Raw genomic sequence first — 12204 nt, 5'->3', positions numbered from 1 at the left:
GGCCGGGCGTCGTCGTGTCGGGGAAGAGAACCCTCAGTCGTCGCCGTCGGGCAGCGGCGGCAGGTCGGCCTTGAGCGCCATGACGTCGCTGGCGGCGTCGCCCGGGTCGTGGGTGATCTGCACCGCGGCGCCGTCGACCAGGCTCGGCCACAGCTCGCGCAGCGCCTCGGGCGTCACCGTCAGGGCGCGTTCGGCCAGGCGCCGGCGGCGCTCGAAGTCGCCGTCGCTGACGGCCAGGGCCTGCCACAGCCGGTTGGTGCGGGCCGAGAGGCTGGGGTCGCGGGTCAGCAGGTCGTCGTGGACCGCCTGGCGGTAGGGCGCCAGGGCCGCGTCGTCGAGCCCGCCCAGCCGATCGCCGAAGCCGCTCAGGAAGGCGTCGATGCGCTGCTGGATGGTGGCGCTGTCGGTGCCGGGGGACTGCACCAGGAAGCCGAGACCCGGGGCGTCGAGCAGCGGCCGATAGCCGGCGTTGACCACGTAGCCGAGCTGCTGCTCGGTGCGCAGCTGCTGATAGAAGGGCGTCTCCAGCAGGCGGCCGAGCACCGCCAGGCGGGCCTGGCTGTCCAGCGAGCGGTCCGGCCCCTGGAGATAGCGCATCACCAGGTATTCGTCGCGGGCGGTGTCAGGGGTCAGCGCCGGCAGGCCCTCGCCGACGCGCAGCGGCGTCAGCTCGGGGATCGCCGAGGTCGGCAGTCGCGGCGACAGCGCCTCGGCCACCGCCCGGGCCTGACGGGTCGCGGCCTCGGCCTCCTGGTTGCCCACGGCCATGGCCTCCAGGTGCAGGTCGGCCAGGAAGTCGTCGCGGAAGGCGCGCAGCGCCTCGGCGTCCAGCGCGTCGCTGGCGTCGAGCAGCGCCTCCGGCGACCACTGCGGGCGGATCAGCGCCTCGGTCAGGGTGCGGCCGGCCTGGCGATAGAGATCGTCCTGGGGCGCGTTGCGCCAGCGCTGACGCAGCTGGTGGCGGACCCGGGCGACGTCGGCGGCCTCGATGGTGCCGTGCTGCAGCTGCTCGAGCACCCGCTCGATCAGCGCCTGCTGACCGTCCCGCCAGCCGGAGAACGACAGGGTGATGCCGCGGGCGTGGGCATAGGCCTCGAAGCCGTGGCCGGCCAGGCGGGCGGGGTAGAGCGCCTCGTTGAGGCTGTCGCCGAGCCAGCCGGCGAGCAGGCGCGACAGGGCCGCGTCCCGCGCGTCGCGGCTGGCATCGGGGTGCTGCAGGCTGAAGCGCCACTCGACCCGCGGCGTGTCGAAGCTGTCGTCGCGCATCTGCCAGAAGGCGAACTCGGGCGTGTCGATGCGCTGCACCGGCGCCTCGTCCTTGCCGTCCAGCAGGGTGAGGTCCTCGGCCACGTAGGGGTTGGGCTCGGGCAGCGCGAGGCCGGCCAGGGGCTCGGCCTCGCCGGCGCCGGGGTCGGCCGGCGACCAGCCGACGTCGAACCAGGGCGTCTGCTCGTCGCCCTCGACCTCGGGGCCGCTGTACAGGCGCAGCATGTTGGCGGGGCGCAGCGCGTCCAGCCATTCGTTGATGCGCTCGGCGTCGAAGCCATCCATGCGATAGGGGGCGTAGATGACGTCCTCGAGCGGATAGCGGGACAGGCCGGTGGCCAGGCGCATGGCGGTGTTCAGGGCGCTGCCGTGCTCCTGGAAGCGGAAGTCCTGCTCGGCGAGGCGGGCCTGCTCGTCGTAGCGCCAGGCCTCGACGCCGTGGTCGCGGATCGCGGCGATGGCGGCGAACAGGCTGGCCTGGATGCGGTCGCGGTGCTTCGCGCCCTCCGGCGTCAGGCTGATGTCGACGCTGAACAGCGCGTCGTCGCCGTCGCCGCGGGTGGTGCCGGCGGAGAGGCCATCGGCCCAGCCGGCCTCGCGCAGGGCGTCGAGCAGGCTGCCTTCCCCCTCGTGGCCCAGCAGGTTGGCTAGATAGCTGGCCGGCTTCAGGCGATAGGCCGTCTCGGGATCGGGGGTCGGGAAGTAGAAGGTCAGGCGGCGGTCGTCACGCAGCGAATGCAGCTCGGCGGCGGCGGGCGTCTGCGCCGGCGTCGCCAGCGGGGTGGCGATCTCGGGGCGCGACAGGCCGCGGTCGGGGACGTCGGCGAAGTCCTCGCGCACCAGGCGCTCGATCTCGTCGAGGGGCTGGGGCGCGACCACCGCCAGGTGCATGACGTTGGCGCCGTAGTGCCGCTGGTAGAAGTCGATCACGCGCTGGCGCAGCGGCGGCTCGCCCTCCGGCCGCTCGGCCAGGGTCTCGTTGCTGCCCACCGAGAAGCGGGTCGTCGGGTGTTCCGGGTTCAGCAGCGCCTCGAGCACCGAGGCGTGGCGGCGGCCGGCATTGCGCTTGCGGGCCTGGTACTCGGAGTGCACCACCTGGCGCTCGCTGGCCAGCCGGTCGGCGTTGAACAGCGGGTCGACGAAGAAGTGGCTGAAGCGGTCCAGGGTGCCGTCCAGGGCCTCTGGGTCTACCGAGAAGAAATAGTTGGTGTCCTGGGAGGCGGTGTAGGCGTTGTGCTGGCCGCCGTGGCGCGACAGGTAGCTCTGGTAGGCGTCGGCCTCGGGATAGGCCTCGGTGCCGAGGAACAGCATGTGTTCCAGGTAGTGGGCCAGGCCGGCCAGGTCGTCCGGGTCCTGGGCGCTGCCCACGTCCACGTTCAGCGAGGCGGCGGCCTTGTCCGCCTCGGGGTCGCTGACCAGCAGCACGGTGAGGCCGTTGTCCAGCGTCAGCGTCCGGTAGTCGCGATCGTCCGAGGGGCTGGTGAGCGGGGTGTCGACCGTCGCCGGCGCCTCGTCGGCGGCGGCCGGCGGGGCGGCGAGCGCCGGCAGCAGGGCCGTGGCCAGGGCGAGGGGCAGCGCCAGGCGAGGGCGGAAGTATCGGATCATCATCTCTCCTTGGGAGGGCGGCGCAGCATGGGGCCGGTCGGGTGGGCGCAGGCGGCCTCCTGGCAGCCGGGATCGTTCACACGTCTTGATACCGGAAAGGCGCCCAACAGTTCCCCGGCTGCCGGCGTCAGCATCTCGTGAAGCGTCGCCGCTGGCGTCGCCGGATCGAGCCATTGCTCGGCCCGGGCCGGCGGAATCACCGCCGGCAGGCGATCGGTGAGCGGCGACAGCAGGTCGTTGGCCGGCACCGTGATCAGGGCCAGGGAGTCGTGATGGGCGGTGAGATCGGTATGGAAGCGGCACCACAGCCCGGCCAGCAGCAGCGGGCCGCGATCGGCGCGGGTCACCAGGAAGGGCTGCTTGGCCCGGGGCTGGGGTTTCCAGACGTAGATGCCGCCCGCCGGCACCAGGCAGCGCCGGGCGGCGAAGGCCTCGCGGAACATCGGGCGCGAGGCGATCGACTCGGCCCGGGCACAGTGCGGCGCGTGGTCGAGCACCTCCAGCCAGGGCGGGGTGAGGCCCCAGAAGGCCCGGCCCAGGCGCGGTCGGCCGGCCTCGAGGCGGATCATCGACAGCGGCTGGCGCGGCGCCAGGTTGACGCCGGTGATCGGCGCGTCGTCCACGCCCAGGTCGGGTAGCAGGCGTTTGAGGTCGAGCGGCGGAATGTAGAGACGACCGGCCATGGAACCTCCGCGGACTGGGGGCGTCAGGGTAACCAAGACGTGTCGGCCAGGAAAGCGTCTCGGCGCGGACTTGCGTTGCGCTTCAGGCGCGATATGCTAGCGGAAACAGTGTTTTCATTTCAGATCGTGGCCGGTGTCGCCCCCGGGTGGCACCGGCCCGGCCCGCGAGGATGCCGATGGCCCGTCCCAGACAGCACGCCCCCGAGGCGCTTCATGCCCAGGTGATGTCGGCCTGCGATGCCTGGCTGCAGGAGCGGCCCGTGCATACGCTGTCGCTGCGCTCCCTGGCGCGTGACGTCGGCTGTGCCCCCAGCACGCTGCTCAAGCTCTACGGCAGCTTCGGCAACCTGCTGCAGCACGTGAACATCGAGTCGCTGGCGAGCCTGCGCGCCGCCATCGATCCGCTGCTCGACGAGGCGGCGCCGGACGATCGCATCAAGGCGCTGGCCAGGGCCTACTGGGAGTTCGCCCGCCGCGAACCGTTCCGCTGGCAGCTGATGTTCGACTACCCGCTGGCCCAGGAGGGCGAGCTGGACCAGCGCCAGAACGACATGATCGAGGCGCTGTTCCTGCGCGTCGAGAGCACGCTCAAGGAATACCAGCCGACGCTCGACGACCTCGAGGCGCGCCGGCTGGGGCGGACCCTGTGGGGCAGCGTCCATGGCCTGGTGCAGCTGGGGCTCAACGAGCGCCTCGGCTACTGGCAAAGCGAGCCGCTGGAGGTGGAAGAGCTGCTCGACAAGCTGCTCACGACCCTGCTGGCCGGCCTGAAGGCGGGGTCCGACATCTCTTGACCGCCCTGATGGCCTGGGGGCTTCCCACCCTGGCGGTGGCCGCCGTGCTGGGCTGGTGCCTGCGCTCGCCGCGCCGCGTGCTGCGTCGGCTGGTGTTCCTGATCATCCATCTGCTCTATCGGCTGCGCTTCCGCGGCCGCCGCCACCTTCCCGCCCATGGCCCTGCCCTGGTGGTCTGCAATCACGTCAGCTTCGTCGACGCCCTGGTGGTGGGCGGCGCCAGCCCGCGACCGCTGCGCTTCCTGATGGACCGGCCGATCTACGAGTCGCCCTGGCTGCACTGGCTGTTCAAGCTGGCGGGGGCGATCCCGGTGGACTCCGAGCGCCGCGACCCGGGCGGGCTGCGACGCTCGCTGGATCAGGTCAGCCAGGCGCTGCGCGCCGGCGAGGTGGTGATGGTGTTTCCCGAGGGGCGGCTGACCAAGGACGGCGAGATTCATCCCTTCCGGCGTGGCCTGGACCTGATCCTGGCCCGCGATCCGGTGCCGGTGGTGCCGGCGGGGCTGGCCGGGCTATGGGGCTCCTGGACCTCGCACTGCCACGGCCGGGCCCTGGGCACGCCGCCGCGGCGCTTTCGGGCCCGGGTGGCGCTCTACTTCGGTGCCCCGCTGGCGCCGGCCGAGGCCGATCGCCAGCGGCTGGAGGAGAGGGTCAGGGCGCTGAAGGGCGAGGCCGACGAGTGGGCGGCGGGGCGCTCCCGCCGCTGAGTCAGGCGTTGGCCGCGGCGGGGAGGCGCACCGCCTGCCAGCAGCGCGCCGAGGTGATCAGGTTGTCGCGCACCTCGAGGAGTTCCATGCGCACCGCGCCGATCTGCAGGCAGGTCGGGCCGTCGGGGAAGGACTCCAGGTGCTCGAGGATCAGGCCGTTGAGGGTCTTGGGGCCGTCGGTGGGCAGCTGCCAGCCCAGCGACTTGTTGATGTCGCGAATGTTGGCGGTGCCGTCGATGACGTGGCTGCCGTCGTCCTGGGGGTGAATCTCCTGATCCTGGCCGGCCACGTCGGTGGTGAACTCGCCGACGATCTCCTCGAGGATGTCCTCCAGCGTCACCAGTCCTTCCACGTCGCCGTACTCGTCCACCACGATGCCGATGCGTCGCTTCTGCTTCTGGAAGTTGAGCAGCTGGGTGTGCAGCGGCGTCGACTCGGGAATGAAATAGGGCTCCCGGGCCTCCTGGACGATGGCCGCCTTGGTCACCTCGCCGCGGGACAGGAAGCGCGCCGCGTTGCGCAGGTGCAGCATGCCGATGATGTTGTTGATGTCGCCCTTGTAGACCGGCACGCGGGTGTGCTGGCTGGTGCGGATCTGGGTCAGGATGGCGTCGAGGTCGTCGTCCAGGTCGATGCCCATCACCTCGTGGCGGGGCACCATGATGTCGTTCACCGTGACGTTCTCGAGGTCGAGGATCGACACCAGCATGGCCTGGTGGCGGCGCGGGATCAGCGGCCCCGCCTCGTGGACCACGGTGCGCAGCTCGTCGCGGGTCAGGTTGTCGCCGCCGCCCTCGAGGGTCTTGACCCCGAGCAGCCGCAGCAGGCCGTTGGAGATGGCATTGACCAGCCATACCAGCGGGTAGAGCAGCTTGAGCAGCGGCTCCAGGATCCGCGAGGCCGGGTAGGCGATGCGCTCCGGCTTCACCGCGGCGTAGGTCTTGGGGGTGACCTCGGCGAAGATCAGGATGGCGATGGTCAGCAGGCTGGTGGCGACGGCCGGCCCGGAGACCTCACCGAAGAAGTGAATCGCGATGATGGTGGCAATCGAGGCCGCGAGGTTGTTGACGAAGTTGTTGCCGATCAGGATCACGCCGATCAGGCGGTCGGGGCGACCGAGCAGACGCATCACCCGCCGGGCCCGGCGCTCCCCTTCGTTGGCCCGGTGGCTCAGGCGGTAGCGGTTGATCGACATCATGCCGGTCTCGGAGCTCGAGAAGAAGGCAGAGAGGCAGATGAGCAGCAGCAGCAGGCCGAACAGCAATCCCAGGGGGAAGTCGTCGTTCAAGTCGAAGGGTCCTCAATCGCGTATCAAGGCTTGAGTTGTAGGGACGGGGCCCGATGGTGTCAAGAACGCGCCAGCAGGATCTCGAGCACGAACTTGCTGCCGAAATAGGCCAGCAGCAGCATCAGGTAGCCGCCCAGCGTCCAGCGCACCGCGCGCATGCCGCGCCAGCCCTGGCGATGGTGGCCGATCAGCAGGGCGGCGAAGATCACCCAGGCGGCCAGCGACAGCACCGTCTTGTGCACCAGGTGCTGGGCGAACATGTTGTCGACGAAGACGAAGCCGCTGGCGATCGACAGGGTCAGCAGGATCATGCCGCCCCAGAGCAGCTCGAACAGCACCCGCTCCATGGTGGTGAGCGGCGGCAGCGACTGGACCACGCCGCGGATGTGATGGTGGCGAAGGGCCTGGTTCTGCACCCCGAGCAGCACCGCCTGGACGGCGGCGATGGCCAGCAGGGCGAAAGCCAGCGCCGCGCTGAGGGCGTGAAGGGCGATGCCCGGGGTCATGCCTGCCCCCTTCTCGGGGCTCGGCCATTCGGCGGCCAGCAGCAGCACCGCGCCGGCCAGTGGGAAGAGGCCGGTGGCGACGTTGAGCACCGGCTTGAACAGGCTGACCAGCAGCAGCACCAGCACGGCGAGGGCGCCGGCCAGCACCACGCTGGTCGAGAAGCCCGGCAGCAGGGAGGCGCCCTGGTCGAGCAGGCCCACGGCCAGCGGCAGGTGGCAGAGCAGGCCGGCGGCCCCGAGGCCGCGGACCAGGGTGTCGCGCGGCGCCACGCGTCGAAACAGGGTCAGGCCCTGCCAGGAAGCGGCGGCGATGTAGAAGATGAAGGCCACCAGGGCCAGAGGGAGCGCGTACATCGATGGCTATCCGTGCGCCTTCGCCAGCGTCCAGCGAGAGGAAATGGAGTCGCCACTATACCGAATCCTCCGCGTGCCGCCCAGCCGGGCGCGGGCCGCTGCCATGGAGACTCGCGGCCACAAGGCGTATAATTTTGCCCCATTGTGGGAAAGTCCCGCCCGGACGCGCCATGCCGGGGGCTGATGCGGCTTCCCAGGCCATCGTTTGCGGAGAGGCCCCATGTTTCAGAATCTCAGCGATCGTCTGTCCCAGACGCTCAAATCGATCAAGGGTCAGGCGCGCCTGACCGAAGACAACGTCAAGGACACCCTGCGCGAGGTCCGGCGGGCGCTGCTCGAGGCCGACGTCGCCCTGCCGGTGGTCAAGGCGTTCATCGACCGGGTGCGCGAGCGTGCCGTGGGTCAGGAGGTCTCGAAGAGCCTCTCGCCGGGTCAGCAGTTCGTCAAGATCGTCCAGCAGGAGCTCGAGGCGATCATGGGCGAGGCCAATGAGGGCCTGTCGCTCAAGGGCCGCCCGGCGGTGGTGCTGATGGCCGGCCTGCAGGGCGCGGGCAAGACCACCTCCGTGGCCAAGCTGGCGCGCTACCTGCGCGAGCGCGAGAAGAAGAAGGTGCTGGTGGTCTCCGCGGACGTCTACCGTCCGGCGGCCATCGACCAGCTCGAGACGCTGGCGAAGGAGGTCGAGGTCGACTTCTTCCCGTCGAGCAGCGATCAGCAGCCGGTGGCCATCGCCGAGGCGGCGATCAAGCACGCCAAGATCCAGTTCCACGACGTGGTGCTCGTCGACACCGCCGGCCGCCTGGCCATCGACGAGGCGATGATGGCCGAGATCCAGGCCCTCGAGAACGCCGTGTCGCCGGACGAGACGCTGTTCGTGGTCGACTCCATGACCGGCCAGGACGCCGCCAACACCGCCAAGGCCTTCCACGAGGCGCTGCCGCTGACCGGCGTGATCCTGACCAAGGCCGACGGCGACGCCCGCGGCGGCGCGGCGCTGTCGGTGCGCCACATCACCGGCAAGCCGATCAAGTTCATGGGCGTGGGCGAGAAGGTCGACGCCCTCGAGCCTTTCCACCCGGACCGCGTGGCCTCGCGCATCCTCGGCATGGGCGACGTGCTGTCGCTGATCGAGGAGGCCGAGCGCACCGTCGACAAGGGGCAGGCCGAGAAGCTGGCCAAGAAGGTCAAGAAGGGTGACGGCTTCGACCTCGAGGACTTCCGCGACCAGCTCCAGCAGCTCAAGAAGATGGGCGGCATGGGCGGCCTGCTCGGCAAGCTGCCCGGCATGGGCCAGATGGCCGAGATGGCCCAGGGCCCGGGTCCCGAGAAGGAGATGGGCAAGCTCGAGGCGCTGATCAACTCGATGACGCCCAAGGAGCGCCGCAACCCCGACATCATCAACGGCTCGCGCAAGCGCCGCATCGCCGCCGGTGCCGGCCTGCAGGTGCCGGACCTCAATCGCCTGCTCAAGCAGCACAAGCAGATGCAGAAGATGATGAAGAAGGCCGGCAAGAAGGGCGGCATGCAGAAGATGATGCGCGGCATGTCCGGCATGATGGGAGGCGGCCCGGGAGGCCCCGGCGGCATGGGGGGAATGGGCGGTCCCGGCGGCATGGGCGGCCCGGGCGGTGGCCTGCCGCGGCGCTGAGGCGCCCGGCTCGCGGCCCAAAAAGGTTTCCAAGCCGGGGAGATTTCCGTAGAATGCGGCGTCTTCACTGGCAAGTCCGCGTTTTTCGCGGGCCTTCTCGTGACCGAACACCCGGCGGCGCACCCTCCGGGGTGCGGTCGATCCGACTGTCGAGGGCCTGGCCCCGACCGACAACCTCCGTAACTCAACCGAAGGACAGTCAACGCATGGTTACCATTCGTCTGGCACGTGGTGGCGCCAAGAAGCGTCCCTTCTACCACCTCACCGTGACCGATTCCCGCAAGGCTCGTGACGGCCGTTTCATCGAGCGTCTCGGCTTCTTCAACCCGGTCGCCCGCGGCCAGGAAGAGCGTCTGCGCGTCGACCTCGATCGCATTCAGCACTGGCAGGACCAGGGCGCCCAGCTGTCCGGCCGCGTTGCCGAGCTGGTCAAGGAAGCCCGCAAGCAGGCCTGATCGGCCTGATGTCCCGAATGTCTGAGGCAGGATCGCGATGAGCGCAGGCGTCGAGCCGACACCGGCCAATGAGCACGTGGTGCTGGGCAAGTTGACCAGCCCCTACGGTGTGAAGGGCTGGCTGAGGGTGTATTCGTACACCAGCCCGATGGAAGGCATCCTCGACTATGACGAGTGGGTGCTGCGCCATCAGGGCCGTCTCGTGCGCTATCGTCTCGTCCAGGGACGCCCGCAGGGCAAGGGCCTGGTGGCCCGCCTGGAAGGCGTCGACGGTCGAGATCAGGCCGAGGCCCTGGCCGGCGCCGAAGTGCTGCTGCCCACGGCCGAGCTGCCCGCGCTCGACGGCGACGATGACTTCTACTGGTACCAGCTGGAAGGCCTGCGGGTGGTGACCCGTGACGGCGTCAGGCTGGGCCGCGTCGACTACCTCTTCGAGACCGGCGCCAACGACGTCATGGTCGTGAAGGGGCGTGACGGCGACGCCATCGACGATCGCGAACGACTGCTGCCCTTCCTGCCCGACGAGGTCGTGCAGAAGGTGGATCTTGAGGCCGGCGTGATGACCGTCGACTGGGATCCGGACTTTTGAGTCGCAGCGACGCCTCCATGTGGGTCGGCGTGGTATCGCTGTTCCCCGAGATGTTCGAGGCGCTGACCCGTCAGGGCGTGACGGGCAGAGCGGTGGACAAGGGGCAGATCGCCCTGGAGTTCTGGAATCCCCGGGACTACGCCACCGACCGGCATCGCACCGTGGACGACCGCCCCTACGGCGGCGGACCGGGGATGCTGATGAAGGTCGACACCCTGCGCTCGGCCATCCACGATGCCCGCGAGCGGGCCGAGGACGCCACCGGGCAGCGCCCGAAGGTGATCTATCTTTCGCCCCAGGGGCGTCAGCTGGATCAGCGCGGCGCGCAGGAGCTGGCGGAAGGCCCCCCCCTGGTGGTGGTGGCCGGACGCTACGAAGGCATCGATGAACGGGTCGTTGAAGCCGACATCGATGAAGAATGGTCGATCGGCGACTATGTGCTGAGCGGCGGCGAGCTGCCGGCGATGGTGCTGATCGATGCCGCGGCAAGGCTGGTGCCTGGCGTGCTGGGCCATCAGGATTCCGCGGTCGAGGACTCCTTCAACGACGGACTGCTGGACTGTCCGCACTACACGCGCCCCGAGGTGATCGACGGGCGACGGGTGCCGGATGTCCTGCTCAGCGGCCACCATGGCGCCATCCGGCGCTGGCGGCTCAAGCAGTCCCTGGGGCGGACCTGGCTCCGGCGACCCGACCTGCTCGAGGGCAGGACGCTGGACGCCGAGCAGCAGACTCTGCTCAAGGAGTTCATCGAGGAGTACGCGCTGGCCGAAAGCGAGTAGGTCAGGCGGAGGTGCAGGACGCGCCCGCAGCGGCCGTGACCTGCGTCACCAACAGGACTCCCGCGCCTCGAGGCATTCGAGCGCCGGGATCACGATTCGTCGGCCACCCACTGCCGGATCGACGAATCATGTATGTTATCGAGGAGTTATGTCATGAGCAGCAAGAACAAGGTGATCCAGGCGCTCGAAGCCGAGCAGATGAGCAAGGAAGTGCCGGAATTCGCCCCGGGCGACACCGTGACCGTTCAGGTCAAGGTCAAGGAAGGCAGCCGCGAGCGCCTGCAGGCCTTCGAAGGCGTCGTCATCGGCAAGCGTAACCGCGGCCTGAACTCCGCCTTCACCGTGCGCAAGGTGTCTCACGGCGTCGGCGTCGAGCGTACCTTCCAGACCTACAGCCCGCTGGTCGACTCCATCAGCGTCAAGCGTCGCGGCGACGTTCGCCAGGCCAAGCTGTACTACCTCCGCGAGCGCAGCGGCAAGTCCGCCCGCATCAAGGAAAAGCTGGCCTGAGGCAACGCCTCACCGGCCAGTGGTGACGCGGCGTGTCAGTCCGCGTGACATCGAAACCCCGTCACCGCAGCCGCGGGGCGGGGTTTCGTCGTTCAGGGACCGAGGAGCGCCATGACGACCATCGCTGACGAGGCCCTGGCGCTGATCGAGGCCTGCCTCGACGACCTGTGGCTGGGGGAGGGCGCCAGCGACAACACCCTGGCGGCCTACCGCCGCGACCTGACCGCCTGGGCGGCCTGGCTCGACGGGCGCGATGCCGCGCTGCTGGCGCCCGGTGGCGAGGCCCTGCCGGCCTGGCTCGACGTCCGGCGCGAGGACGGCTATAAGCTGCGCAGCAATGCCCGGCTGCTGTCGAGCCTGCGCCGCTTCTATCGCTGGGCGCTGGCCGAGGGGCGCATCGACCACGACCCCATCGCCGAGGTGAAGCTGCCGCCGGCCCGGCCGTCGCTGCCGGACACCCTGGAAGAGGAGGAGGTGGAGCGGCTGCTGGCCGCGCCGGACCTCGGTAGCGACCTGGGCCTGCGCGATCGCACCATGCTCGAGGTGCTCTACGCGGCCGGGCTGCGCGTCAGTGAGCTGGTCGGGCTGACCACCGACGCCGTCAACCTGCGCCAGGGCGTGGTGCGGGTGCGGGGCAAGGGCGACAAGGAGCGCCTGGTGCCGCTCGGCGAGGAGGCGCTGGACTGGCTGTCGCGCTACCTGCGCACCGGGCGTGCGGCGCTGATGGACGATCCGTCGCGGCCGGCGCTGTTCCCCGGCCGCGGCGACGCCTGCCTGACCCGGCAGGCCTTCTGGCATCGCATCAAGGCCCATGCGCTGGTCGCCGGCATCGACCGGCCGCTGTCGCCGCACACCCTGCGCCACGCCTTCGCCACCCATCTGTTGAATCATGGGGCCAACCTGCGTGTCGTACAGCTGCTGCTCGGTCACAGCGACCTGTCGACCACGCAGATCTATACCCATGTCGCGCAGGCCCGGCTCGAGGCCCTGCACGCCGATCATCATCCCCGAGGCTGA

The 12204-nt window shown here is 69.9% G+C and carries 12 protein-coding genes; 8 read left to right on the top strand and 4 right to left on the bottom strand.

The window, feature by feature from the left end:
- Positions 1-33: 33 nt before the first annotated feature.
- Together FIU88_RS15365 and FIU88_RS15360 are read right to left on the bottom strand one after the other, a co-directional pair.
- Positions 34-2871, bottom strand: a complete 2838-nt coding sequence (locus FIU88_RS15365; protein ID WP_152479788.1) for an insulinase family protein — start codon at positions 2869-2871, stop codon at positions 34-36.
- The gene (locus tag FIU88_RS15360; RefSeq protein ID WP_016856349.1) at positions 2871-3554 is read right to left on the bottom strand and encodes an SOS response-associated peptidase; all 684 of its coding nucleotides are present in this window, start codon (positions 3552-3554) and stop codon (positions 2871-2873) included. The genes FIU88_RS15365 and FIU88_RS15360 overlap by 1 nt, the downstream gene beginning before the upstream one ends.
- Before the next feature lie 176 nt (positions 3555-3730).
- Here FIU88_RS15360 and FIU88_RS15355 point away from each other — a divergent pair, with 176 nt between their 5' ends.
- Positions 3731-4348, top strand: a complete 618-nt coding sequence (locus FIU88_RS15355; RefSeq protein WP_016856350.1) for a TetR/AcrR family transcriptional regulator — start codon at positions 3731-3733, stop codon at positions 4346-4348.
- An 8-nt stretch (positions 4349-4356) separates the two neighbouring features.
- On the top strand, positions 4357-5055 hold the full coding sequence (locus FIU88_RS15350) for a 1-acyl-sn-glycerol-3-phosphate acyltransferase (protein ID WP_152480258.1): 699 nt from the start codon (positions 4357-4359) through the stop codon (positions 5053-5055).
- Between the two features lies 1 nt (position 5056).
- On the opposite strand, the gene FIU88_RS15345 is transcribed toward FIU88_RS15350, so the two are convergent.
- Both FIU88_RS15345 and FIU88_RS15340 read right to left on the bottom strand, forming a co-directional pair.
- Positions 5057-6343 carry an HlyC/CorC family transporter gene (locus tag FIU88_RS15345; protein WP_016856352.1) on the bottom strand — a complete coding sequence of 429 codons (1287 nt, stop codon included), beginning with the start codon at positions 6341-6343 and terminating at the stop codon, positions 5057-5059.
- A gap of 59 nt (positions 6344-6402) precedes the next feature.
- The gene (locus FIU88_RS15340; protein WP_152479787.1) at positions 6403-7203 is read right to left on the bottom strand and encodes an inner membrane protein YpjD; all 801 of its coding nucleotides are present in this window, start codon (positions 7201-7203) and stop codon (positions 6403-6405) included.
- Between the two features lie 220 nt (positions 7204-7423).
- Here FIU88_RS15340 and ffh point away from each other — a divergent pair, with 220 nt between their 5' ends.
- The 6 genes from ffh to xerD all read left to right on the top strand — a co-directional run bounded on the left by ffh (position 7424) and on the right by xerD (position 12204).
- On the top strand, positions 7424-8851 hold the full coding sequence (gene ffh / locus FIU88_RS15335; RefSeq protein WP_016856354.1) for a signal recognition particle protein: 1428 nt from the start codon (positions 7424-7426) through the stop codon (positions 8849-8851).
- A gap of 206 nt (positions 8852-9057) precedes the next feature.
- Positions 9058-9306 carry a 30S ribosomal protein S16 gene (gene rpsP, locus FIU88_RS15330; protein ID WP_016856355.1) on the top strand — a complete coding sequence of 83 codons (249 nt, stop codon included), beginning with the start codon at positions 9058-9060 and terminating at the stop codon, positions 9304-9306.
- 37 nt (positions 9307-9343) lie between these two features.
- Positions 9344-9895 (top strand): ribosome maturation factor RimM, encoded by a 552-nt coding sequence (rimM, locus tag FIU88_RS15325; RefSeq protein ID WP_152479786.1) that lies wholly within the window; start codon positions 9344-9346, stop codon positions 9893-9895.
- 17 nt (positions 9896-9912) lie between these two features.
- Positions 9913-10677, top strand: coding sequence for a tRNA (guanosine(37)-N1)-methyltransferase TrmD (gene trmD / locus FIU88_RS15320; protein ID WP_016856357.1), 765 nt, complete (start codon positions 9913-9915; stop codon positions 10675-10677).
- Between the two features lie 153 nt (positions 10678-10830).
- The gene (rplS, locus tag FIU88_RS15315; protein WP_016856358.1) at positions 10831-11187 is read left to right on the top strand and encodes a 50S ribosomal protein L19; all 357 of its coding nucleotides are present in this window, start codon (positions 10831-10833) and stop codon (positions 11185-11187) included.
- 111 nt (positions 11188-11298) lie between these two features.
- Positions 11299-12204, top strand: a complete 906-nt coding sequence (xerD, locus tag FIU88_RS15310; RefSeq protein ID WP_253742582.1) for a site-specific tyrosine recombinase XerD — start codon at positions 11299-11301, stop codon at positions 12202-12204.

The sequence above is a fragment of the Halomonas sp. THAF12 genome (genome assembly GCF_009363675.1).
GTDB classification, from domain to species: domain Bacteria; phylum Pseudomonadota; class Gammaproteobacteria; order Pseudomonadales; family Halomonadaceae; genus Halomonas; species Halomonas smyrnensis.
The sequence above is the reverse complement of the archived record's forward strand: the minus strand, read 5'-3'. Positions and strand labels throughout refer to the sequence as shown.